Raw genomic sequence first — 20,990 nt, 5'->3', positions numbered from 1 at the left:
GACAGTCGGCGGTCCGTCCCAACGCCATTCCTGCTGATTACCATCACAGCCCCTTTCCGTCCTCGTGTGTGACGATGGACATCAAGGCGACTGAGATCAGGTCTCGGTCGCTCTCGCGTGTGATTCGTTCACCGGCTTCGTCTGGCGTGAGCCACACGAGATCACTGACTTCTTCGCTGGGTTCGAAGGCGCCGCCGGTTGCCTCAGCTGCCCAGTAGCGGACTTCCTTGAATCGGTGCTGGTGGTCGACGTAAAGGGCTGTCGGAAGTGCAGCCCCTAGACGGCATGTGTGACCTGTTTCTTCGAGCACCTCACGACGGGCCGCCTCTTCATGCGTCTCGCCCCGCTTGAGCTTGCCTTTGGGCCAGGACCAGTCATCCCATTTAGGCCTGTAGACCAACGCCAGTTCCAGCTGATGCGTAGACGACAGGCGCCATAGTACGCAGCCCGCCGCCTGGACCACAGACTCACGTCTCATGATTTCCCTGTTGCCGTGTGGCGCCGAAATAATCACTTACGAGGCAGATCTCCAGGTCGCCGTCGACCGGCGAGCGGCGCCACAGGACGCAGCCCGCCGCCAGCACCGGGGTGTCGCTCACACGGCCTCCACCCGCTGCTTCTGCCACGCCTGCTGGAACGCGAACCGGGCCGCCTCCACCTCGTGCCGCTGGTCGGCGTGGAGGACACCGAGGGCGTAGGCCGTCGCGGGGGCGATGCGCGGGGTGCGGGCCGCCGACGCGGCCGCGGCCGCCGCTTCCGAGGCGTCACGGTGGCGGTTCAGGGCCTGGCCGGCCGCGAACAGCCGTACGTCCACGGGCGCGCCCTCGCCGCACAGCACCTCGCGGGCGTAGCGGTGCAGGCGCAGCAGGAGGCGGACCTGGTGCCAGGGGCCGTCCTGGGGGTGCGGGGCGGGGTCCGGGGACAGGCCGTGGACCAGGGCCTCCGCGTTGTAGGGGTGGCCCGCGGTGACCAGCGGGAGTGCGGCGATGGCGTCGGTGAGGCGCTCCTCGGCCGCCGCCGCCGGCGGGCGCAGGTCGGCGGTGGGCGCCGCGGCCGTCAGCGGGACCTCGCTGGCCAGTACCGCGACCTTGTCGGCGACCGCGTGGAAGCGGGAGGAGCCGAGCGCCTGGAGGGCGGTGGAGTGGGCCCGGGTGCGGGCGAGGGTGAGCTGGCGGTCCAGCAGCGCGCCCGCCTTGGCCGCGCCGACGGTGAGGTTGCCGCGGTCCTGCGGAGTCTCCGAAGTGGCCTGACTGGGCAGGGTCGTCGAGCCGGAGAGGCGGTGCAGCGCCAGCAACAGGCGCTCCAGCCGGGCCTCGTAGGCGTGCTCAAGGCCCAACGTGCCCGACAGCCAGGCCAGTTCGGGGCGGATTTCCTCGGACCAGTCCGCGTCGAGCAGCGGGCGGAAGGTGTGCAGGCTGCCGCTGATGCGCCGGGCCGAGCGGCGCAGGGCGCGGGCCGCGTCGACGGACTCCTCCGTCGCGCTCACCGTCCCGGTCTCCCGGTGCAGGCGCAGCGCGCGGAGGAACTCCGTGGCCTGGGCGCGCAGGTAGCCCGCGAGGGCCTCCCCGGTAACGACCCGGGCCGTGGGGTCCGTCGGTTCAAGGTGTTGCTGTGCCACGCCGGCGCCTCCGGGCGTCTATGAGCATCTCCTGGATGTTGCGCAGGGGCTGGCCGTCCGCGTCGGTCGCGTGCCGGTTCCATTCGCCGTCCGGGCCCAGGTGCCAGGAGGAGGTGGAGTCGGACATGCCGTTTTCGAGGAGCCGGTTGAGTGCGGCTCTGTGGGCCGGGTCGGTGACCCGGACCAGCGCTTCTATCCGGCGGTCGAGATTGCGGTGCATCATGTCGGCGCTGCCGATCCACACCTCGGGCTCGCCGCCGTTGCCGAAGGCGAAGAGCCGGGAGTGCTCCAGGAAGCGGCCGAGGATCGAGCGGACCCTGACGTTCTCCGAGAGGCCCGTGACGCCGGGGCGGATCGCGCAGATGCCGCGCACCCAGATGTCGACGGGTACCCCGGCCATGGACGCGCGGTAGAGGGCGTCGATGATCGCTTCGTCGACCATCGAGTTGGCCTTGATGCGGACGAACGCGGGCCGGCCTGCCCGGTGGTGCTGAATTTCCTTCTCGATGCGCGCGATCAGTCCGTCGCGCAGCGACTTGGGGGCCACCAGCAGGCGGCGGTAGGTCTCCCGGCGGGAGTAGCCGGAGAGCCGGTTGAACAGGTCGGACAGGTCCGCGCCGACCTGCGGGTCGGCGGTGAGCAGGCCGAGGTCCTCGTACAGGCGCGCGGTCTTCGGGTGGTAGTTGCCGGTGCCGACGTGGCTGTAGCGGCGGAGCGTCTCGCCCTCCTGGCGGACCACCAGGGACAGCTTGCAGTGCGTCTTCAGGCCGACCAGTCCGTAGACGACGTGGCAGCCGGCCTCTTCCAGCTTGCGCGCCCACTTGATGTTGGCGTGCTCGTCGAAGCGGGCCTTGATCTCGACCAGGACGAGGACCTGCTTGCCGGCCTCGGCGGCGTCGATGAGCGCGTTGACGATCGGGGAGTCGCCGGAGGTCCGGTACAGGGTCTGCTTGATGGCGAGGACGTCGGGGTCCTCGGCGGCCTGCTCGACGAAGGCCTGCACGGAGGTGGAGAAGCTGTCGTACGGGTGGTGCAGCAGCACGTCCCGCTCGCGCAGGGCCGCGAAGATGTCGGGCGCGGACGCCGACTCGACCTCGGCGAGGTCGCGGTGGGTGCCCGCGATGAACTTGCGGTACTTCAGCTCCGGCCGGTCGATACCGGAGATGCGGAAGAGGCCGGTCAGGTCCAGTGGGCCGGGCAGCGGGTAGACCTCCGCCTCGGAGATCTTCAGCTCGCGCACCAGCAGGTCGAGGACCTCGCGGTCGATGGACTCCTCGACCTCCAGGCGCACCGGCGGCCCGAAGCGGCGTCGCATGAGCTCCTTCTCCAGGGCCTGGAGCAGGTTCTCGGCGTCGTCCTCCTCGACCTCCAGGTCCTCGTTCCGGGTGAGCCGGAAGGCGTGGTGCTCCACGACCTCCATGCCCGGGAACAGCTCCTCCAGGTGGGCGGCGATGACGTCCTCGATGGGGACGTACCGGCCCGGGGAGCTCTCCAGGAAGCGGGACAGCGACTGCGGCACCTTCACGCGGGCGAAGTGCTTGTGTCCGCTGACCGGGTTGCGGACGACCACGGCCAGGTTCATGGACAGGCCGGAGATGTACGGGAAGGGGTGCGCCGGGTCGACCGCCAGCGGGGTCAGGACCGGGAAGATCTGGTGCCGGAAGAGCGTGAAGAGCCGCGCCTGCTCCTTCTCGGTCAGCTCGGCCCAGCGGACCAGGTGGATGCCCTCCTCCGCGAGCGCGGGGGCGACGTCCTCGTGGTAGCAGGCCGCGTGCCGGGCCATCAGCTCGCGGGAGCGGGCCCAGATCATCTCCAGCACCTCGCGCGGCTGCAGCCCGGAGGCGGAGCGCGTGGCCACACCGGTGGCGATACGGCGCTTCAGGCCTGCCACCCGGACCATGAAGAACTCGTCCAGGTTGCTCGCGAAGATCGCCAGGAAGTTCGCCCGCTCCAACAGCGGGGTCTCCGGGTCCTCGGCGAGCTCCAGCACCCGCTCGTTGAACGCGAGCCAGCTGCGCTCCCGGTCCAGGAAGCGTCCCTGCGGCAGCAGGGTACCGTCGACCTGCGACTCCTCGTACGTGTCGAGGTCGGCGTCGATGTCGGGTTCCAGGTCGGAGACCACGGCGGCCACGGTGTGCGGGCGGTGCGCGGCTATGGAGCCCACGGAGGGCTGGGCGTGGTGGACCTCGGCTGCCTGGGCGTTCTGCTGACTCATGACCCCATTCTTCCGCGCCCGGGCCGTGACAGGCGCGTCGGAACGCGCGGGTGGGAGCTGGACGACCCCGTTTCCCGCGAACCCCTCAAGAGGTGGCGACGGCTCTGGCACGGCGGGCTTCATTGGCTGAGCGTCGCAAGTCCGTCTGAACCAATGGTTACGAAGACATGGCGTATGGGATAGCGGAGGGAGGCTCGCGGACGTCTGTGATCAGGCCCAGGAGGCCTTGGGGATCACGAAAGTGACGATCCCGTACGACCTTCTCACCGGCCCCGTGCGCCCTTCCCCCGTCCGGGGTACACACGGGACCGACGGTCTCTCAGCGGGTCCGGCGGCGCAAGATGCAGAACGCGCCGACGGTGGCCGCGGCGGCCAGTGCGAGCACCATCGCGGTGACGAGGAGATGCACCGTCCAGAAGCCGTGCAGCGGGCCGCGCGGCTGCTGCCATGCCTCGCGCAGGTACAGCCTGGTCACGAGCGTCACGGCGGCGGCCGCGCCGAGTGCCGGGAGGGTACGTTGCAGCGCGATCCCGGCGAGGGCGCCGACGGCGAGGCCGAGCAGGAGCAGGGCCGGCAGCAGCGGGCCGCGCGGGATGAAGACGCGGTCGTAGGTCCAGTTGCTGACCAGCCAGTCCTTGTCGGAGCTCCACACCAGGTCGAAGACCAGCGCCAGCAGCCCACCGCCGGCGGCCAGCGGCAGGGCGGCCGCGACGAGCTTGCCGGCCAGCCAGCGGGCCGGGGAGAGGGACTGGGTCCAGGCGAGCTTGGCGGTGCCGGACTCCAGCTCGCGCCCGACCAGCGCGGCGCCCGCCCAGGCGGCGACGGCGACACAGGCGTAGGTGAGGGCCTCGCCGAGGAAGTTGAAGACGTTGTTGGCGTCGGTGAACGCGGAGTATCCGCAGTCGGCCGCGTACTTCTCGCTGTCGAAGTGGAGGCCGGGGCAGGTCCGCTCGGTCGGCACCTTCGAGAGGTGCAGCCAGAGCAGCCAGCCCACCATGACCAGCAGGAACCCGGCCCAGACGAGCAGCGCGGGGCGGTGCAGCCGACGCAGCGAGCGGTGGGCGGCCGCGGGGGCGGCCGGGGCGGCGGGCAGGGCGGTCATCAGGCGGTCGTCTTTCCGGTCAGGCGGCGCAGCGCCAGGAAGCAGCCGAGGGTGAGCAGGGCCGTCACGCCGAGGAGCACGGCGGTGGTGGTCAGCTGGAGCGGCCAGGAGTGCGAGGCGGGGTGGTAGTCGCCGTACTGGACATCGTCGGCGAGCTTGCCCGACCGCCAGGTCCAGGAGCTGTTGGGGAGGGCGAAGTAGGCCTCTCCGCTGCTGGTCCTCGTCGGCCACAGGCGGGGCATGAGCAGCTGGGCGGCGGTCCAGACCGCGCCGGTCAGGAGCAGGCCGAGGCCGAGGGCGGGCAGGGTGCGGCGGGACAGCAGTCCGGTCAGCGCGCCCGCGGCCAGGCCGCACAGGGCCAGGGCGACGAGGGTGGGGCCGTTGGTGTGGAAGGTCGGGATGTCGTACCACTGCTTGGCGGTGTCGATACGGCCGTTGCCCGCGGCCCAGGCCAGGTGGTGCAGCCAGACCAGCAGGGCGGTCCCGGCGGCGACGGCCGCGGCCGGTACCGCGAGCCGGACGGTCAACCAGCGCACCGGGGTGCTGGACTGCGTCCAGCTGAGCCGGGCGGTGCCGGACTCCAGCTCCCTGCCGAACGCGCCGCCTGCCCAGGCGGCCACCAGGAAGGGGACCGCGGCCAGGGCCAGGGTGACGTAGTTGTACCAGTCCTTGTAGCGCAGGATCGCGTTCTGGTTGTACTTGCACCGCTCCCAGTCCGTGCAGGCGTCGTACTGGCGCCAGGCGTCGGCCGCGGCGTCGGTCAGCGGGCCGTGCAAGAGGAGGAGCAGGGCGGTGAGGGCCAGGACCAGGCCCGTCCAGACGCAGAGCGCGGGGCGGTGCAGGCGCAGCAGCCAGCGGGTGAGGTGGGCGCGTGGGGCGGCCGGCGCGGGTGCGGTCAGGGCGGTCATACGGCGGCCTCCAGCGGGGTCAGGGCCGGGGCCTCGGGGTTGCGGAGGTGGGCGAGGACCAGCTCCTCCAGGGAGGGGGAGCCGGTGCGCCAGTCGGCGGGCAGCGGGCCGGCGGGGCGGACCAGGGCGCTGAGCTGCCGGCCGGTGGTCCGGGAGTCCACGACGGTGTGCGGCGCGAGGTCGGTGCCGGCTTCGGCGGCGACCCGGGCGTGCGCGGCCAGCAGGTCGTCGATCTCGCCGGCCAGCCGGACCCGGCCGCCGCCGATCAGCAGCAGGTGGTCGCAGGAGTCCTCCAGCTCGGCGACCACGTGCGAGGACATCGCGATGGTGGTGCCGTGCTGGGCGGCCTGCACCATCAGCACGCCCATCAGCTCGTGCCGGGCGAGCGGGTCGAGGTCGGCCATCGGCTCGTCCAGGAGCAGCAGTTCGGGCCGCTTGCCGAGGGCGAGGGCGAGCGCGACCCGGGTGCGCTGCCCGCCGGAGAGGGCGCGGATGCGGGAGTCCGGGTCCAGGTCGCCGCCGGCCACGACGCCTTCGGCTGCGGCCGCGTCCCAGCGCCCGGGGTTGAGGTCGGCGCCCATCCGGAGCGTCTCGGCGACCGTGAGCTGCGGGTACAGCGGCTTGTCCTGGGCGACGTAGCCGATCCGGGTGCGGGCCTCGGCCGGGGTGCTGCCGAGGACGGTCAGCTCGCCCTCGGTGGCGCCCAGCAGACCGGCGGCGAGGGCGAGGAGCGTGGACTTGCCCGCCCCGTTGGGGCCGACGACGGCGCAGACCCGCCCGGCGGGGAGCCGGAAGGTGCAGTCGCGCAGCGCCCAGCTCCCGCGCCGGCCGAACCGCTTGCCGAGCGCGGACGCCGCTATCGCGGTGTCGGTCATGAACTCTCTCCTTGAGGATGCTTCGCGAGGTGCTTCTCGGAGTGCGTCTCGAAGTGCTTTTCGAGTACGGCGGTGAAGAGTGCGGCCACGTCGTCGCGGTCCAGGCCGGCCGCCCGGGCCCGGGCGGCCCAGTCGTCCAGCTCCCCGTGCAGGGGGGACTCGGCGGCCGGGGCGGTGCCGAGCGAGCGCTTCACGAACGTGCCGAGGCCGCGCCGGGCCTCCACCAGGCCCTCGCGCTCCAGCTCCCGGTACGCCTTCAGGACCGTGTTGGGGTTGATGGCGGTGGCCTCGACCACCTCGCGGGCGGTGGGCAGCTTGTCTCCCGGCCGGAGGTGACCCAGGCGCAGGGCCTGTTTGGTCTGCTGGACGATCTGGACGTAGGTGGCGACGCCGGAGCGCCGGTCGATGCGGTACTCGACCACCCGTACAACCACCCTTTCACTAATTGAGTAGTGAAAGGGTGGTGCAAGATTGTTCGGAAAGTCAAGGCCGGATCCGTGAACCGGTCGGCGGGGCTCGTGCGATGAGGAGACGTGAGCGGAACGAGAAGCGACGGGGAGCTGCTGCGGGCGATCGCGGCGGATGCGGACCGGCGCGCCTTCGAGGAGCTGTACCGGCGGTACGCGCCGTGGCTGACCGCGCGGCTGCGCGGCCGGTGCGCGGATCCGTCGGTCGTGGACGACGTCGTGCAGGAGACGTTCCTCGCGGTGTGGCGGGGGACCGCCCACTACCACGCGGACGCCGACAACGCCGACGCGGCCGGGTGGCTGTGGCGGATCGGGTCGCGGCGGCTGGTCGACGTGTTGCGCGGCGACGGGGCCCGCGGCCGGCTGCGGCAGGCGCTGGCCCGGCTGCGGCACCGGGACGAGGCCTCGGCGGAGGAACGCGTGCTCGCGGGGGTGGAGCACGGGGACCTCGCCGGGGCCCTGGTCCGGCTGTCGCCCGAACTACGGGCGGTGCTCCAGGCGACGGTGATCGACGGACTGACCACCCGTGAGGCGGCGGTCCTGCTCGGCATCCCGCCGGGGACGGTCAAGACCCGCGCGATGCGGGCGCGCAAGCAGCTGCGGGAGGAGTTGGCATGACCTGGCATGTTGCCGAAGAGGATCTGCGGGCGTACGCGCGCGGCGAGCTGGCGCCGCCGTTGCTGTGGTCGGCCGACACCCACGTCGGCTCCTGCGCCGACTGCCGTGCGGTGCTCGCGTCGGTGTCGGACCCGGTCGCGCTGGACGCGGGCTGGGAACGGCTCGACGCCGAACTGGACGCCCCACGGCCCGGGTTGGGCGAACGGCTGCTGACCCGGGTCGGGGTCGCCGAGCCCACCGCACGGCTGCTCACCGCGACCCCGGTGCTGCGCCGCTCCTGGCTGGCGTCGGTCGCGTTCGTGCTGGCGGCGACGGTCCTCGTGGTCCACGCGGTGGACGCCCCGGCCCTGTTCCTGGCCCTCGCCCCGCTGCTCCCGCTCGCCGCGGTGGCCCTGTCGTACGGGCCGGTCCTCGACCCGACGTACGAGATCGCCGCGGTCGCCCCGACGCACGGCTTCCGGCTGCTGATGATCCGCACGGTGGCCGCGCTGACCGCCTCGCTCGGCCTCAACTGCCTGGCCGCGCTGGCCCTTCCCGGCTACGGACTGCTCGCCTTCGGCTGGCTGCTGCCCGCCCTCGCGCTCACCGCGGCGGGCCTCGCCCTCTCCGTCCGGCTGGGCCCGCTGCTCGGGCCCGGACTGGTCGGCGGGGCGTGGACGGCCCTGATGGCGGTGGCGGCGATGCACCCGGCGCACACGCCGGCCGCCTTCACCACGGCCGGCCAGTCCGTGGCCGCCGCCCTCGCCGCGCTGGCGACGGTCCTGCTGCACCAGGTGCGGGACCGCTTCGACGCCAAGCCCTACTAAGCCCTGACAAGGCGTACTGACCGCCCGACCGCCCGATCACCTGACCGACTGATCGCTGGAGTCCTACGTTGAACACCACTGTCTCCGCCGCCGGCCTCACCCTGCGCTACGGCGGCACCCCGGCGCTCGACGGCGTCACCCTGTCGCTGACGGACGGCGTCACGGGCCTGCTCGGGCCCAACGGCGCCGGAAAGACCACCCTGTTGAAGGTCCTGGCCACCGCCGTACCGCCGGACGCCGGCGCCTTCACGGTGCACGGCGCGGACCCGGCCACCCCGGCCGGCCGGCTCGCGGTCCGCCGCACGCTCGGCTACCTCCCGCAGACCCCCGCCTTCCACCCGGACTTCACGGCCTTCGAGTTCGTCGACTACGTCGCCATCCTCAAGGAGCTCACCGACCGCGGCGGCCGCCATCGCGAGGTGCGGCGCGTCCTCGACCAGGTCGGCCTGGCCGACGTGCGCGGCAGGCGGATCAAGCGGCTGTCCGGCGGGATGCGGCAGCGGGTCGCGCTGGCCGCCGCGCTCGTCGGCGACCCCCGGTTCCTGGTCCTGGACGAGCCGACGGTCGGACTCGACCCCGAACAGCGCATGCGGTTCCGGGAGCTGATCGCGGAGGCGGGCGAGGACCGCACGGTCCTGCTCTCCACCCACCAGACCGAGGACGTGGCGATGCTCTGCAAGCGGGTGATCGTGCTCGCCGAGGGCCGGGTCCGCTTCGACGGCATGCCGGCCGGGCTGACGGCCCGCGCGGCCGGACGCGTCTGGAGCAGCACGGAACGCGCCCCGGGCGCCCGGGCGAGCTGGCGCACCGGCACCGGCGCCTTCCGCAACGTCGGCGACCCGCCCACCGGCGCCGACCTGCTCGAACCGACCCTGGAGGACGGCTACCTGCTGGTCCTGGAAGCGGCGGGGACCGAGGTGGCGGCGGCATGACGACGACGCTCGTGACGAAACCGGCGGCCGCCGGGCGCGCCGGCCACGACCGCGACACCGCGTCCGCGTCCGTCTTCGCCCTGGCCGTGTTCGAGGCCCGCCAGCTGCTCCTCCAGATCCCGCTGCTCGTCTTCGGCCTGCTGTATCTCGGCTACGTCGGGTACGGCCTGTTCGGCCGGGACGAGGGCATGGACGCGTATCCGGTCCTGCACGACGTGGACCGCGCCACCCAGGGCGGACCGGAACTGCTCGCCGTCGCCCTGCTGGTGTGCGTGCACCGGGCGGCGCTGCTCAACCGGCGGCGGGGGCTGGAGGAGCAGTTCGGGGTGCTGGCGATGCCACCCGCACGCCGTACGCTCGCCCACGCCCTGTCCGCCGTGCCTTTCGCCGTCGGCGTGGCCGTGGTGGTCGACGTCCAGTTCGCCTGGGCGGCGCTGCGGCCGGGCGCGGTCGGCCACGGCTCGGTGTTCGAACTGGCGGTGGCCCCGCTGACCGTCCTGCTGGCCGGCGCGCTCGGCGTGCTGCTGGCCCGGGTCCTGCCCCACCCGGCGGCCCCGCTGTTCTTCCTGCTCGCGATCGGGCTCGTCACCAGCCTGCTGCCCGCCGGCTCGGGCCGGCACGGCGTGGACTGGCTGTGGCCGGTGGTGCTGGAGAACGGCGGCACCCCGGTCCCCGGCGAACTGCTGGGCCGCCCGGCGGGCTGGCACGCGCTGTACCTGACGGGGCTCACGGTGCTGCTGGTGTGCGTGGCGATGTGGGTGGCCGGCGGCAGGGCGCGGCTCCTGAAGGCGGCGGCCGCCGTGGCCCTGGCGGCGGCGGTGGCCGGCGCGGCCGGTCAGACGCCGGGGGACTCCGCCGGTCTGCAGGCCGCGCGGAAGGCGGAGGCGGACCACCCGGCGAAGTTCCAGACGTGCGTCGAGCGGGGCGGCTCCCGGTACTGCGCCTACCCGGACTGGAAGGGCTGGACGGTCGACTGGGCCGGGGCGGTGCACCGGGTCCAGTCGGAGGCGGGCGGCGACGCGGCCACGACCCGGCTCACCGTCCGCCAGCGCATCCAGGAGATCACCGACCTCACCACGGACGCCACCCTGCCGACGAGCTCCACCCCCGGCACGGTCACCGTCGGCACCCAGTGGGGCGGCAACCGGGTCCCCGAGTTCGCGGTCGGGGTCGCCCGGGTCCTGGTCGCGGGCAACGAGCGGGCCTCCGTCGAGATGTGCGACGCCCGCGCCGTCACCACGATGTGGCTGGCCCTGGCTTCCGATGCCACCCCCGAGGACACCTTCCGCCACCTCCGCATCGACGACAGCCTCAGCGGCTCGGCCGCGGTCCTCACCCCGGACGGCGGCAGCATGTCCGTCTCGGCCCAGCAGACCGAGGTCGTACGGGAGCTGTTCCGGGAGCCGCACGACACGGTGGCGGCCCGGGTGAAGGCCCACTGGCAGGAGCTGGTCTCCCCGCACACGACGACGGCCGAGGCGGCCCGCCTGCTCGGCGTGCGGGTGCCGAAGGGCCCGGACGACTGCCTGACCGGCTGACGCGGGCAGGGACAGTCCCTGCCGCTGAGGCCCCCTCAGGTCTCCGTCCGGTACATCAGGTCCGTCTCGTGGGTCGTGAAGCCCAGGCGTTCGTACACCGCCACCGCCGCCGTGTTGTCGGCGTCGACGTAGAGCATCGCCGTCGGCAGGCCGCGGTCGGCCAGATACCGCAGGCCGATGGTCGTGAGGGACTTGCCGAGGCCGCCGCCCTGGGCGGCGGGAGAGACGCCGAGGACGTAGACCTCGCCCAGGCCCTCCGCGTCGTGGACCTTCGTCCAGTGGAAGCCGAGGAGTTCGCCGCCGCGTTCGGCGAGGAAGAAACCGGCCGGGTCGAACCAGGGCTGGGCCATGCGGTCGTCCAGGTCGCGCTGGGTGAGCGAGCCCTGTTCCGGGTGGTGGGCGAAGGCCGCGGCGTTGACGGCGAGCCAGGCCGCGTCGTCCCGGCCGGGCACGAAGGTGCGGACGGTGACGCCCTCGGGCAGCTTCGGGTCCGGCAGGTCCAGGTCCGTCAACGGGCGGCGCATCTGGCGCAGTTCGCGGAACAGGGTGAGGCCGAGGACCTGGGCGAGGTGGCGGGCCGCCGAGTGGCCGCCGTGCGCCCACACCCGCAGCCGCTTGCCGGACGCGGCCAGCAGGGCGGCGCCCAGCGCGCGGCCGTGACCGTGGCCCCGGTGGGCCGGGTGGACGACCAGTTCCGCGGCCGGCGCCTCCACCGGGTCGGTGTCCTCCAGCTGGGCGTAGCCCACGAGTTCGCCGCCGACGGACAGGAGCAGATGGGAGACGCCCTCCCGGGCGCCGCCGGCGAGCTGGAGGCGGCCCTGCTCGGACACCGGCTGCTGGCCGTCGGCCCGCGCGGCCTCCGCCAGCAGTTCCCGTACGGCCTCGGCCTGATCCGGGGCGAGCGCGGAGAAGGTGTCGATGGAGCGGGAGTACATGGGCGGCCGTGCGGTGTCGTCGCTGGTCATGCGTACGAGGGTACGGGGCCTGATCGGCAAAGTGGGGACACCGGGAAAAGGTGGGGAAAGGTAAAGGGCAGGGCAATCGGCAACCAAGATGTAACCATGAACACCCTGTTGTGCTACGCGCGTTGACCCTAGGCTGCGCCGGACCGGGCCACTTCTCAGCAGACCCACAGGGGGCGCCATGCAAGCGAAGTCCAGACCGTCCAGACGCCGTACGTACGCGCTGCTCGCGTCGGCCGCGGGGCTCGCCACCGTCGCGGCCCTGGCGAGCGCGCTGCCCGCCGACGCGCACTCCGGCAAGGGGCACGGGCACCAGCACCCCAGCCGCTACCAGGACGTCCAGCTGCTCTCCTTCAACGACCTGCACGGCAACCTGGAGCCGCCGTCCGGTTCCTCGGGCCGGGTCACCGAGGCCCAGGCCGACGGGACGACGAAGACCATCGACGCCGGCGGTGTCGAGTACCTCGCCACCCACCTGCGCGAGGCCCGCAAGGGACACCCGTACTCCGTCACCGCCGCCGGCGGCGACATGGTCGGCGCCTCCCCGCTCATCTCCGGCCTCTTCCACGACGAGCCGACCATCGAGGCGCTCAACAAGCTCGACCTGGACGTGACGACGGTCGGCAACCACGAGTTCGACGAGGGCGCGAAGGAGCTGGCCCGCCTCCAGAACGGCGGCTGCCACCCCACCGACGGCTGCTACACGAACAAGAAGTTCAAGGGCGCCGACTTCCCCTACCTGGCGGCCAACGTCCTCGACGAGAAGACGGACAAGCCGATCCTCAAGCCCTACTGGGTCTGGCAGAAGAAGGACGTCAAGATCGGCTTCATCGGCGTCACCCTGGAGGGCACGCCCGGCATCGTCTCCGCCGACGGCGTCAAGGGCCTGGCCTTCAAGGACGAGGTCGAGACCATCGACAAGTACGCCAAGGTGCTCCAGCGCCAGGGCGTCCAGTCGATCGTGGCGCTGGTCCACGAGGGCGGCTTCCCGGCCTCCTCCAGCTACAACTACGACTGCGACTCCGCGGGCGCCGGCAGCGGCATCTCCGGCCCGATCGTCGACATCGCGAAGAACGTGACCCCGGCCGTGGACGCGCTGGTCACCGGCCACACCCACACGGCGTACGTGTGCACGGTCGACGACCCGGCCGGCAACCCCCGCATGGTCACCTCCGCCGCCTCCTTCGGCCGCCTCTACACCGACACCACGCTGACCTACGACCGCCGTACCGGCGACATCGCGCGTACGGCCGTGCAGTCCGCGAACCACGTGGTCACCCGGGACGTCGCCAAGGCGCCCGACCTGACCGAGCTGATCAGCAAGTGGAACACCCTCGCCGCCCCGATCGGCAACCGCGCCATCGGCTACATCTCCGCCGACGTGAACAACACCGGCACCGAGTCCCCGATGGGCGACCTGATCGCCGACGCCCAGTTCGCGTACGGCAGGGAGCTGGACCCGGGGACCGACCTCGCGCTGATGAACCCGGGCGGGGTGCGGGCCGGGCTGACGTACGCGGCGAAGGGGAGTGAGGGCGACGGCGTCGTGACGTACGCCGAGGGCTTCACCGTGCAGCCGTTCGCCAACACGGTGAACCTCCAGGACTTCACCGGCGCGCAGCTGATCCAGGTGCTCAAGGAGCAGGTGAGCGGGACGAACGCGGCCGCGCCGAAGGTCCTGCAGCCGTCCGCCAACCTCACCTACACCCTGGACCTGACGAAGACCGGCGCGGACCGTGTCGTCACCGACTCCATCCGCCTCGACGGCGCGGTCGTCGACCCGGCCGCCACCTACCGCGTCGCCACCAACTCCTTCCTCGCGGGCGGCGGCGACGGCTTCACCACCCTCGGCCAGGGCACGAACGACCTCGTCGGCACCGACGACCTGTCGGCCCTCGCCCAGTACCTGACGGCCCACTCCTCGGCCACGAGCCCGCTCGCGCCGCCGGCCGCCAACAGGATCGCGATCGTGCAGTAGCCGCCTGCTCCTGCGGCAGCACGCCCCAGGGCCCGGTACGCACCCCCGTGCGTACCGGGCCCTTTCTGCTGCACCTGCTGGATCCGCTGGATAAAACCTATGTGAGGCAGCGAACGGTTCCCGGTTGCTCCTGAAAATTCATCTCACCCGCAATTCATCGAGGTCTAAGTGAAAATGGCTTTCTCCGGCTCTCGGATCACGTAATGTTTTCCATGTCGAAAGCGAACGGCGCGGACGACAGAACGAAGGAGAAGGACATGAGCTTCCACAAGATCGTCCCGGTGAAGAAGGCCGAGAAGCCCGCCCCGAAGCCGGCTCCGAAGAAGAAGGACTGCAAGAAGTCCCAGCCCAAGCGCCCCGTGGGCAACCGCTAACTCGCCAGCCCTGAGGAGGGAATTTTCATGAGCTTCCACAAGATCGTCCCCGTCAAGAAGCACCGCAAGCCCGCTCCGGCCCCGAAGAAGCCCGCGCCGAAGAAGCCCGAGCCGAAGCGCCGCCCGGTCGGCGACGAGCGCTGACAAAGAATTTACAGACGTAATTCAAATCAATTCACAGGTTGTTGCAGCGGGGCAGTAGAGAAACTGTTGCAGAACCACGACAGAAGTCACCGCAGAAGTCTTCGCAGAGAGGTAGCACACCATGAGCTTCCACAAGATCGTCCCCGTCAGGAAGCACCGCAAGCCGGCCCCGGCCCCGAAGAAGCCCGCGCCGAAGAAGCCGGAGCCGAAGCGCCCCGTCGGCGACCAGCACTGACACACCCCGTGAGGCGGGGTCACCGGTTACGCGTGGTCGCACCGGTGGCCCCGCCTCGGCCATGTCCGTCCCCCTGATCCCCCCCCGACTACCCCTGAAGGGAGTTGCCGACCATGAGAGAAGCCCGTACGGCCTTCCGCCGCTTCTGGCCGCTGACCCGCGGCGACCGCAAGTGGCTGTGGATGATCATCGCGTGTGTCGTGGTGTCCGCCCTCGCCGAGACCGCCGCGATCCTGCTCTTCGCCGACCTCACCGACAACGCCCTGCAGGCCGGTTCGCTCTCCGCCTTCTGGGGCCCGGCCGGCGCCTGGCTGCTGGTCGCCGCGGTGGGCGCGTTCGTCGGCTACCTCGGCAACTCGCTGGCCACCTGGACCGCCGAGAGATTCGTGCTGCGCCTGCGCGCCAAGGTCTTCCGGCACGTCCAGGACCTGCCCCCGCACTTCTTCCAGCAGCACCGCCAGGGCGACCTGGTGGAACGCCTCACCGGTGACGTCGAGGCCATCGAGCAGATGGTCGTCTCCGGGGTCGTCGGCACCGTCGCCGCCGCCTTCTCCGCCGTCTTCTACGCGGCCGCCGCCTTCTGGCTGCGCTGGGACCTGGCGCTGGCCACCTTCGTCCTCGCGCCCCTGTTCCTGTTCGCCGCCCGCCGCTTCTCCGGCCGCATCAGGACGGCCTCCCAGGACGAGCGGGTCGCCGACGGCGCGATCACCTCCGTGGTCGAGGAGTCCCTCGGCAACGTCGTCCTCACCCAGGCGTACAACCGCCGCCGGGACGAGGAGCAGCGCCTCGACGTCGAGGCGCGCGCGTGGATGCGGGCGAGCGTGCGCGGGGCCCGGCTCAGCGAGATGTACGCGCAGTTCGTCGAGGTCGTCGAGACCCTCTGCGTGCTCGCCGTGATCGGCCTGGGCGTCTGGGAGATCTCCGCCGACCGCATGACCCTCGGCCAGCTCCTCGCCTTCGCGGCCTTCCTCGGCTACCTCTACCCGCCGATCCGCAACCTCGGCCAGCTCGGCCTCACCCTCACCGCGGCCACCGCGGGCGCCGAGCGCATCGGCGAGATCCTGGACGCCGAGCCCGCCGTCACCGACCCCGCCGAGCCCGTCGGCCCCTGGCCCGTCCGCGGCTGGGTCAGCTTCCACAACGTCTCCTTCCGCTACCCGGAGTCGCCGCGCGCCTCCCTCCGGGACGTCGACTTCGCGGCCGGACCCGGCGAACTGGTCCTGGTCACCGGCAAGAGCGGCGCCGGCAAGTCCACCCTCTCCAAGCTCCTCACCCGCTTCTACGACCCCTCGGCCGGCGTGATCTGCCTGGACGGCGTCCCGCTCGGCGACCTCCCCCTGGAGTTCCTCCGCGAGAACGTCGCCCTGCTCCCGCAGCAGACGCTGATCCTCAACGGCACGGTCCGCGAGAACATCGAGTGCGGCCGCCCCGGCGCGAGTGACGAGGAGATCGAGCGGGCGGCCAGGGACGCCGCCGCCCACGACTTCATCGCCGCGCTCCCCGAGGGCTACGACACCCACATCGCCCCCGGCACGGCGGCTCTCTCCGGGGGCCAGCTCCAGCGGATCGCCATCGCCCGCGCGATGCTCCGCGCCGCCCCGGTCCTCGTCCTCGACGAGCCGACGGCGGGCCTGGACGCGATCGCCGCCCGCCAGGTGGTGGCCCCGCTGCGCAGGCTCATGGCCGGCCGCACGACCATCATGATCACGCACGACCTCACCCTGGCCCCCGACGCCGACCGCATCCTGGTCGTCGACCACGGCCGGCTGGTGGAGGCGGGCACCCACGCCGAACTCCTGGCCCGCGACGGCGCCTACGCCGCCCTGGCCCACCCGCTCCCGGAGGCGATCGCGGCGGAGTCGGCGGTACCGGCCCCCGACGAGACGATGATCCTCAGGTGGTAGCACCGTTCCTGAGCGTGTAGCCCATCCCGCGCACGGTGTGGATGAGCCGCGGTTCGCCGCGGCTCTCCAGTTTCCGCCGCAGGTACATGACGTAGACGTCCAGCGTGTTGGAGGCGGGCGCGAACTCGAAGCCCCACACGTCCCGCAGGATCCGCTCCCGGCTGAGCACCCGCCCCGGATACCGCAGCAGGAACTCCAGCAGCGCGTACTCGGTCTTGGTCAGGTCGAGGGCCCGGTCCCCGCGGTGCACGGTCCGGGTCCGCAGGTCCATCGCCACGTCGTCGTAACCCAGGAGCCGGTCTCCGGGTGGGGCCGTCTGCGCCTCCCGGCGCGGACTGCGCCGCAGCAACGCCCGCACCCGGGCGAGGAGTTCCTCGGCGGCGAACGGCTTGGCCAGATACCCGTCGGCGCCGTTGTCGAGGGCGACGATCCGGTCCCCCACGGCATTCCGCCCGGTGATCATGAGAATCGGCACGGTGGACCCGGAGGCCCGGATCCGCCGCGTGGCCGCCAGACCGTCGAGGCCCGGCATCTCCACGTCCATCAGCACCAGGTCCGGCTCGCTCTCCGGAGTCCCGACCAGATCGAGGGCCACTCTGCCGTCCCCGGCGAGGACCGTCTCGTACCCCTCGAACCTGAGCAGCCGCCCGATCCCGTCCCGCACGGCCGCGTCGTCGTCGGCCAGCAAAATCTTCCTCGCCATCTGACTCGCCATCCGACAAAAGTGTGACGAGGTGCTGTGACGGGCCTGGGCGAGGGATGTGGATGGGCTACGGCCGTCCGAACCGGCCGGTCACCAGAAGAACACGACCGCGAAGATCAGCAGCAACACACCCAGGACCGCCTGCTGGATCCGGGCCTTGCGCCGCGCCGTCCGCCGCACGATCCGCTCCTCGACGTCGTGGCGCTGCTCCCAGCGCGGGCCGCGGTACTGCGCGGCGTCCAGCCGGAGGACGGCGACCTCGGTGGTCACGTCGTCCAGCTGCCAGTCGGTGAGCTGGGGGAGCGGGTAGCGGCGGCCCTCGAAGTCGTACAGGTAGGTCATCCACGTCGGGTACATCGACCCGGCCTTCTCGCTCCGCACGCGCTCGACCCGGATGTCGTAGACCTCCTGCCACGTCCACGTGCGTGCAGGGCCCACTGCGCGGTGACGCCGGCGGCCGAGACCCGGGTGTGCGCCCGGAAGCAGTCCAGCGGGACCTTGACCAGGGGCCCCGCGAGGCCCAGGCCGAAGATCAGCCAGCCGAAGCGGCGCGCCCCGCCGTCATCGGTGTAGATGTTCAGGAACAGCACCGCGTACGCCGCGATCGCCGCCCCGAAAAACGCCCCCGGGAGCCGCCGCCGTCTCCGGTACAGCCGCTCCATGCCTGTCGCCTCCCCCATCGAGGCCCCCCTCCCCGGACGTGACACACCGATCAGGTGCACGACAGGGATGAGGGTAGGACCGCTTGCTGTGAGTTCAGTTGGGCCCCTGCACCACTCCGTCGCGCGGCGGCCGCACGCTCCAGTACCACTGGAGTACGGCGGCGAACACGGCGCCCGAGACCAGCGGTACGCACACGAAGAGCGCGAGCGGATGGTCCGGACGCTCCGTCAGGACCAGCCAGAAGTCGACCGGGATCATGACGATGAAGGCCACGAGCCCGCCGTACACCCCCCACACCCCTGCCCTGCGCCGCATGGCCCCCTGCCGGATCCGTTCCTCGACGTCCGGACGGCGCTCCCAGGTGAGGCTGCGGTACGGGGCGGCGGCCAGGCAGAGTTCCGCGACCTCGGCGTAGGGGTCGTCCAGCTGCCAGTCGTTGAGGTGCGGGAGCAGGAAGCGGCGGCCCTGGAAGTCGTACAGGTAGGTGATCCACTGCGGGGCCGTCCGACCGGAACCGCGGGGCGCCTGCTCGACCCGGATGTCGTACACCTCGGACCAGGTCCAGCTCCGCGCACGCACCGGACCCTGCGCGGTGATCCCCGCGGCCGTGACCCTGGTGTACGCCCGGAACCGCTCCAGTACGAGCCGCACGACGGCCAGGACCATCAGCGCCACGATGAACGGCGGCGCCCACCGGAACCCGCCCCCGTCGCGGCCGGTGGACGCCCGGCTGGTCTGGATGAGCGCGTTCAGCAGGATCACCCCCAGCAGGAGGATCTGCGTCAGGGGCGGTTTGCGCCGCCTCCGGTACTCCCGCTCGACTCCACCCTCGTCCACGTCGTCCCGTACCCCTCCCCCGGCGCACCGAACGGGTGCGCGACTGGAGGAGAGGATAAGACCGCTTGCTGAGGCGCCGGCGACCGGTCGGGTCCCGTCGAAAAAACGCAGATCGAGTTGAGCCGTGGCGGACCGTTCCGCCTTCGCTCGAACGGGTGAGCTGGAGTCGATTCCCCTGGTCACTCATGGCGCCGTACCTACCGTGATCGCGTTGCTTGTGCCGCAGGCAGGCCCAGCCCACACTTGATGAGGAGGTGTCCCCTTGACCGCTCTCGCACATGAGAGGCCCGAGACCATGTCCGAGGCTTCGGCTGACATCGTGAACGGACCCGACCTGGACGAGGTCCTGTGGCAGGCATGGAAGGCCATGGAACTCCCCGAGGGCTACCGCGCCGAGATCATCGAGGGAGCCATCGAGGTGTCGCCCACCGGTCGTCTGACCCACGCCCAGATCACGAATCGCCTGCGACGGGCGCTGGACAAGTTCCTGGACGGCGGCGAGCATGCATGCCACCAGGACACCAACGTCATCCACAAGCGCCAGGGGTGGATTCCAGACGCATTCGTCGCTCCCGAAGACCTGGAGCAGTATGCCGACGAGGAAGCACTGGGAGTGGAGGCCTCCGCCGTCCATCTCGTCGTCGAAGTAGTCTCCCCGGGCAAACGCAACCAGGACCGCGACCGCGTCCGCAAGCGCCGCGAGTACGCCCGCGCCGGAATCCCCGTGTGCGTGATCATCGACGACTACGACGGCCAGGGCGCCGTCACCCTCTTCACCGGGCCTCGCCCCGACAAGGCCGACTGGGAGGACATCCACCGTGTCCCCTACGGCACCGAGGTCACCGTCCCCGAAGGTCCCGCCAAGGGATTCGTGATCGGGGAGACGATCACGGGCCCCAAGCGGGGGTGAGTGCTCTCTTGCAGGGGGTCGGCTCGGCATGGGGCACCTCTCGCTCGCCGCACCCGGGATCTGGACGAGGACAATGGGCGACTGCCACGAACGGGTGAAGCCGATGAAAGACGGCTCGGCCGGTTTTATGGAGTGGCTATGGTGGAGCCATGACGGACACCACCACGATCCAGGTCTCCCGGCAGGCCCGAGACCACCTCGCGCAGATCGCCAAGGAAAGAGGGCTGACTCTGGGGCAGCTCGTGGACGAACTGGCGGCCCGGCAGCCCACGGCTGAACAGATCGCCGAGCGGCTCGCCGCCGATCGCCAGGTTGTGCGGGACGTGATCGGGCTCGACATCAGCGACGAGGAGTTCGACAAGGCCCCTGACGTGCTTGGCAACATCCGTCGGATTGCCGCCGAGAAGGCACGCGCGGCGAGGGGGGCCGAAGCGGCGTGATCATTCTCGACACCAGCGCGGCCCGTGCACTGGCGGACGGCCACAAGACGCTCAACCTTCTGGCCGCGAACATGGCGCGTACTCCTGGTGATCTCCTGCGGATCCCTGCGATCTGTCTCATGCAGGCGGAGTCGGAGGACGAGGGCGTCGCACGCCGAGTCCTCGCGTTCTCGTCCGTCGAGGTCGACGAGCTGAACACGGCCGCGGCGGCCACCGTCGGCACGATGATCCGGGACGGATACGGCGGAGCCGACACCTGTCATGCCCTGTATGCGGCACTGCCGCGTCCCGACTTCAACGGGATGTCCATCCTCCTGACCGACCGTGAAGACCGTTACCCGCCTGGAGTGGTGGCCATCGGCATCGACTCCCCGGGAATGCTCGGCTTCCACTGAGCCTCCGGCGGATTCTCCCGCACCCCCGACCTCGGCAACTCCGTGTGGCGCAAGTCGAGCTGCAGAGACGGGGGAGACAACGACTGCGTCGAGGTCGCCGACGGCCACCCCGGCATAGTCCCCGTCCGGGACAGCGAACTCCCGGCCGCCCGTCCCCTCGTCTTCTCGGCCGTGTCCTGGTCGGTGTTCCTGGACGGAGTCAAGGGGGGATGCCCGTCGGTGCACATTCGTTTGACATATGCCTGAAGACCTCATGTTCGAGGCGGCGCCGCCCGCACGCTGGATCCCGTGACCACGACACGAACGACCGATCCACGGAGTGCGAGGCGGCTATGGTCGTAGACCTGAAGCGTCGAAGGAGGGCAT

At 71.4% G+C, this 20,990-nt stretch carries 21 protein-coding genes and 1 pseudogene; 10 read left to right on the top strand and 12 right to left on the bottom strand.

Features of this window, described 5'->3' with window-relative positions:
* Positions 1-43: 43 nt before the first annotated feature.
* From ABZ887_RS38115 to ABZ887_RS38080, 8 genes and pseudogenes are all read right to left on the bottom strand, one after another.
* Positions 44-478 carry an NUDIX hydrolase gene (locus ABZ887_RS38115; RefSeq protein ID WP_361300275.1) on the bottom strand — a complete coding sequence of 145 codons (435 nt, stop codon included), beginning with the start codon at positions 476-478 and terminating at the stop codon, positions 44-46.
* Between the two features lie 37 nt (positions 479-515).
* A pseudogene (locus ABZ887_RS38110) lies at positions 516-599 on the bottom strand (DNA mismatch repair protein MutT); the annotation flags it as partial.
* Positions 596-1,618, bottom strand: a complete 1,023-nt coding sequence (locus tag ABZ887_RS38105) for a CHAD domain-containing protein (RefSeq protein ID WP_361300272.1) — start codon at positions 1,616-1,618, stop codon at positions 596-598. The pseudogene ABZ887_RS38110 and the gene ABZ887_RS38105, both read right to left, overlap by 4 nt.
* The gene (locus ABZ887_RS38100) at positions 1,599-3,833 is read right to left on the bottom strand and encodes an RNA degradosome polyphosphate kinase (protein WP_361300269.1); all 2,235 of its coding nucleotides are present in this window, start codon (positions 3,831-3,833) and stop codon (positions 1,599-1,601) included. The genes ABZ887_RS38105 and ABZ887_RS38100 overlap by 20 nt, the downstream gene beginning before the upstream one ends.
* Before the next feature lie 319 nt (positions 3,834-4,152).
* Entirely contained in the window at positions 4,153-4,935 is a 783-nt protein-coding gene (locus ABZ887_RS38095) for a hypothetical protein (RefSeq protein WP_361300266.1), read from the bottom strand.
* The gene (locus ABZ887_RS38090; RefSeq protein WP_361300263.1) at positions 4,935-5,843 is read right to left on the bottom strand and encodes an ABC transporter permease; all 909 of its coding nucleotides are present in this window, start codon (positions 5,841-5,843) and stop codon (positions 4,935-4,937) included. The genes ABZ887_RS38095 and ABZ887_RS38090 overlap by 1 nt, the downstream gene beginning before the upstream one ends.
* A complete protein-coding gene (locus ABZ887_RS38085) occupies positions 5,840-6,718 on the bottom strand; it encodes an ABC transporter ATP-binding protein (RefSeq protein ID WP_361300260.1) in 879 nt (292 codons plus the stop codon). Before ABZ887_RS38085 ends, ABZ887_RS38090 begins: the two co-directional genes overlap by 4 nt.
* Positions 6,715-7,140: a GntR family transcriptional regulator gene (locus ABZ887_RS38080; protein ID WP_361300257.1), complete on the bottom strand. Its 426-nt coding sequence runs from the start codon at positions 7,138-7,140 to the stop codon at positions 6,715-6,717. Before ABZ887_RS38080 ends, ABZ887_RS38085 begins: the two co-directional genes overlap by 4 nt.
* 111 nt (positions 7,141-7,251) lie before the next feature.
* Here ABZ887_RS38080 and ABZ887_RS38075 point away from each other — a divergent pair, with 111 nt between their 5' ends.
* The 4 genes from ABZ887_RS38075 to ABZ887_RS38060 all read left to right on the top strand — a co-directional run bounded on the left by ABZ887_RS38075 (position 7,252) and on the right by ABZ887_RS38060 (position 11,079).
* A complete protein-coding gene (locus ABZ887_RS38075; protein ID WP_361300254.1) occupies positions 7,252-7,803 on the top strand; it encodes an RNA polymerase sigma factor in 552 nt (183 codons plus the stop codon).
* A complete protein-coding gene (locus ABZ887_RS38070; RefSeq protein ID WP_361300251.1) occupies positions 7,800-8,609 on the top strand; it encodes a zf-HC2 domain-containing protein in 810 nt (269 codons plus the stop codon). The genes ABZ887_RS38075 and ABZ887_RS38070 overlap by 4 nt, the downstream gene beginning before the upstream one ends.
* Positions 8,610-8,677: 68 nt before the next feature.
* Entirely contained in the window at positions 8,678-9,541 is an 864-nt protein-coding gene (locus ABZ887_RS38065; RefSeq protein WP_361300248.1) for an ABC transporter ATP-binding protein, read from the top strand.
* Positions 9,538-11,079, top strand: coding sequence for an ABC transporter permease (locus ABZ887_RS38060; protein ID WP_361300245.1), 1,542 nt, complete (start codon positions 9,538-9,540; stop codon positions 11,077-11,079). The genes ABZ887_RS38065 and ABZ887_RS38060 overlap by 4 nt, the downstream gene beginning before the upstream one ends.
* A 35-nt stretch (positions 11,080-11,114) precedes the next feature.
* On the opposite strand, the gene mshD is transcribed toward ABZ887_RS38060, so the two are convergent.
* The gene (gene mshD, locus ABZ887_RS38055) at positions 11,115-12,044 is read right to left on the bottom strand and encodes a mycothiol synthase (protein WP_361300242.1); all 930 of its coding nucleotides are present in this window, start codon (positions 12,042-12,044) and stop codon (positions 11,115-11,117) included.
* A 178-nt stretch (positions 12,045-12,222) separates the two neighbouring features.
* Here mshD and ABZ887_RS38050 point away from each other — a divergent pair, with 178 nt between their 5' ends.
* Both ABZ887_RS38050 and ABZ887_RS38045 read left to right on the top strand, forming a co-directional pair.
* Positions 12,223-14,019 (top strand): bifunctional metallophosphatase/5'-nucleotidase, encoded by a 1,797-nt coding sequence (locus ABZ887_RS38050; protein ID WP_361300239.1) that lies wholly within the window; start codon positions 12,223-12,225, stop codon positions 14,017-14,019.
* A gap of 866 nt (positions 14,020-14,885) precedes the next feature.
* Positions 14,886-16,676, top strand: coding sequence for an ABC transporter ATP-binding protein (locus ABZ887_RS38045; RefSeq protein ID WP_361300236.1), 1,791 nt, complete (start codon positions 14,886-14,888; stop codon positions 16,674-16,676).
* Here ABZ887_RS38045 and ABZ887_RS38040 read toward each other — a convergent pair.
* From ABZ887_RS38040 to ABZ887_RS38030, 3 genes are all read right to left on the bottom strand, one after another.
* A complete protein-coding gene (locus ABZ887_RS38040) occupies positions 16,666-17,379 on the bottom strand; it encodes a response regulator transcription factor (RefSeq protein WP_361300233.1) in 714 nt (237 codons plus the stop codon). The two genes, ABZ887_RS38045 and ABZ887_RS38040, sit on opposite strands and share 11 nt — an antisense overlap.
* 90 nt (positions 17,380-17,469) lie before the next feature.
* A complete protein-coding gene (locus ABZ887_RS38035; RefSeq protein WP_361300230.1) occupies positions 17,470-17,817 on the bottom strand; it encodes a hypothetical protein in 348 nt (115 codons plus the stop codon).
* Positions 17,818-18,135: 318 nt separating this feature from the next.
* Positions 18,136-18,879 carry a PH domain-containing protein gene (locus ABZ887_RS38030; protein WP_361300227.1) on the bottom strand — a complete coding sequence of 248 codons (744 nt, stop codon included), beginning with the start codon at positions 18,877-18,879 and terminating at the stop codon, positions 18,136-18,138.
* 262 nt (positions 18,880-19,141) lie between these two features.
* Between ABZ887_RS38030 and ABZ887_RS38025 the strand changes: the two genes are divergently transcribed.
* From ABZ887_RS38025 to ABZ887_RS38010, 4 genes are all read left to right on the top strand, one after another.
* Positions 19,142-19,789, top strand: coding sequence for a Uma2 family endonuclease (locus tag ABZ887_RS38025; protein ID WP_361300224.1), 648 nt, complete (start codon positions 19,142-19,144; stop codon positions 19,787-19,789).
* Between the two features lie 149 nt (positions 19,790-19,938).
* Positions 19,939-20,229, top strand: coding sequence for a hypothetical protein (locus ABZ887_RS38020; RefSeq protein WP_361300221.1), 291 nt, complete (start codon positions 19,939-19,941; stop codon positions 20,227-20,229).
* Positions 20,226-20,624, top strand: coding sequence for a hypothetical protein (locus ABZ887_RS38015; RefSeq protein ID WP_361300218.1), 399 nt, complete (start codon positions 20,226-20,228; stop codon positions 20,622-20,624). The genes ABZ887_RS38020 and ABZ887_RS38015 overlap by 4 nt, the downstream gene beginning before the upstream one ends.
* 42 nt (positions 20,625-20,666) lie before the next feature.
* On the top strand, positions 20,667-20,870 hold the full coding sequence (locus ABZ887_RS38010; protein ID WP_361300215.1) for a DUF397 domain-containing protein: 204 nt from the start codon (positions 20,667-20,669) through the stop codon (positions 20,868-20,870).
* Positions 20,871-20,990: the final 120 nt, after the last annotated feature.

The sequence above is a fragment of the Streptomyces sp. NPDC047061 genome, assembly GCF_040643955.1.
Taxonomy (GTDB): Bacteria; Actinomycetota; Actinomycetes; order Streptomycetales; family Streptomycetaceae; genus Streptomyces.
The sequence above is the reverse complement of the archived record's forward strand: the minus strand, read 5'-3'. Positions and strand labels throughout refer to the sequence as shown.

Excerpts from the sequence above, each read along its gene's own strand:
- ABZ887_RS38100 (WP_361300269.1), bottom strand. The coding sequence starts at position 3,833 with ATGAGTCAGCAGAACGCCCAGGCAGCCGAGGTCCACCACGCCCAGCCC.
- ABZ887_RS38045 (WP_361300236.1), top strand. The coding sequence starts at position 14,886 with ATGAGAGAAGCCCGTACGGCCTTCCGCCGCTTCTGGCCGCTGACCCGC.
- ABZ887_RS38040 (WP_361300233.1), bottom strand. The coding sequence starts at position 17,379 with ATGGCGAGGAAGATTTTGCTGGCCGACGACGACGCGGCCGTGCGGGAC.
- ABZ887_RS38070 (WP_361300251.1), top strand. The coding sequence starts at position 7,800 with ATGACCTGGCATGTTGCCGAAGAGGATCTGCGGGCGTACGCGCGCGGC.
- ABZ887_RS38050 (WP_361300239.1), top strand. The coding sequence starts at position 12,223 with ATGCAAGCGAAGTCCAGACCGTCCAGACGCCGTACGTACGCGCTGCTC.
- ABZ887_RS38095 (WP_361300266.1), bottom strand. The coding sequence starts at position 4,935 with ATGACCGCCCTGCCCGCCGCCCCGGCCGCCCCCGCGGCCGCCCACCGC.
- ABZ887_RS38060 (WP_361300245.1), top strand. The coding sequence starts at position 9,538 with ATGACGACGACGCTCGTGACGAAACCGGCGGCCGCCGGGCGCGCCGGC.
- ABZ887_RS38115 (WP_361300275.1), bottom strand. The coding sequence starts at position 478 with ATGAGACGTGAGTCTGTGGTCCAGGCGGCGGGCTGCGTACTATGGCGC.
- mshD (WP_361300242.1), bottom strand. The coding sequence starts at position 12,044 with ATGACCAGCGACGACACCGCACGGCCGCCCATGTACTCCCGCTCCATC.
- ABZ887_RS38085 (WP_361300260.1), bottom strand. The coding sequence starts at position 6,718 with ATGACCGACACCGCGATAGCGGCGTCCGCGCTCGGCAAGCGGTTCGGC.
- ABZ887_RS38090 (WP_361300263.1), bottom strand. The coding sequence starts at position 5,843 with ATGACCGCCCTGACCGCACCCGCGCCGGCCGCCCCACGCGCCCACCTC.
- ABZ887_RS38020 (WP_361300221.1), top strand. The coding sequence starts at position 19,939 with ATGACGGACACCACCACGATCCAGGTCTCCCGGCAGGCCCGAGACCAC.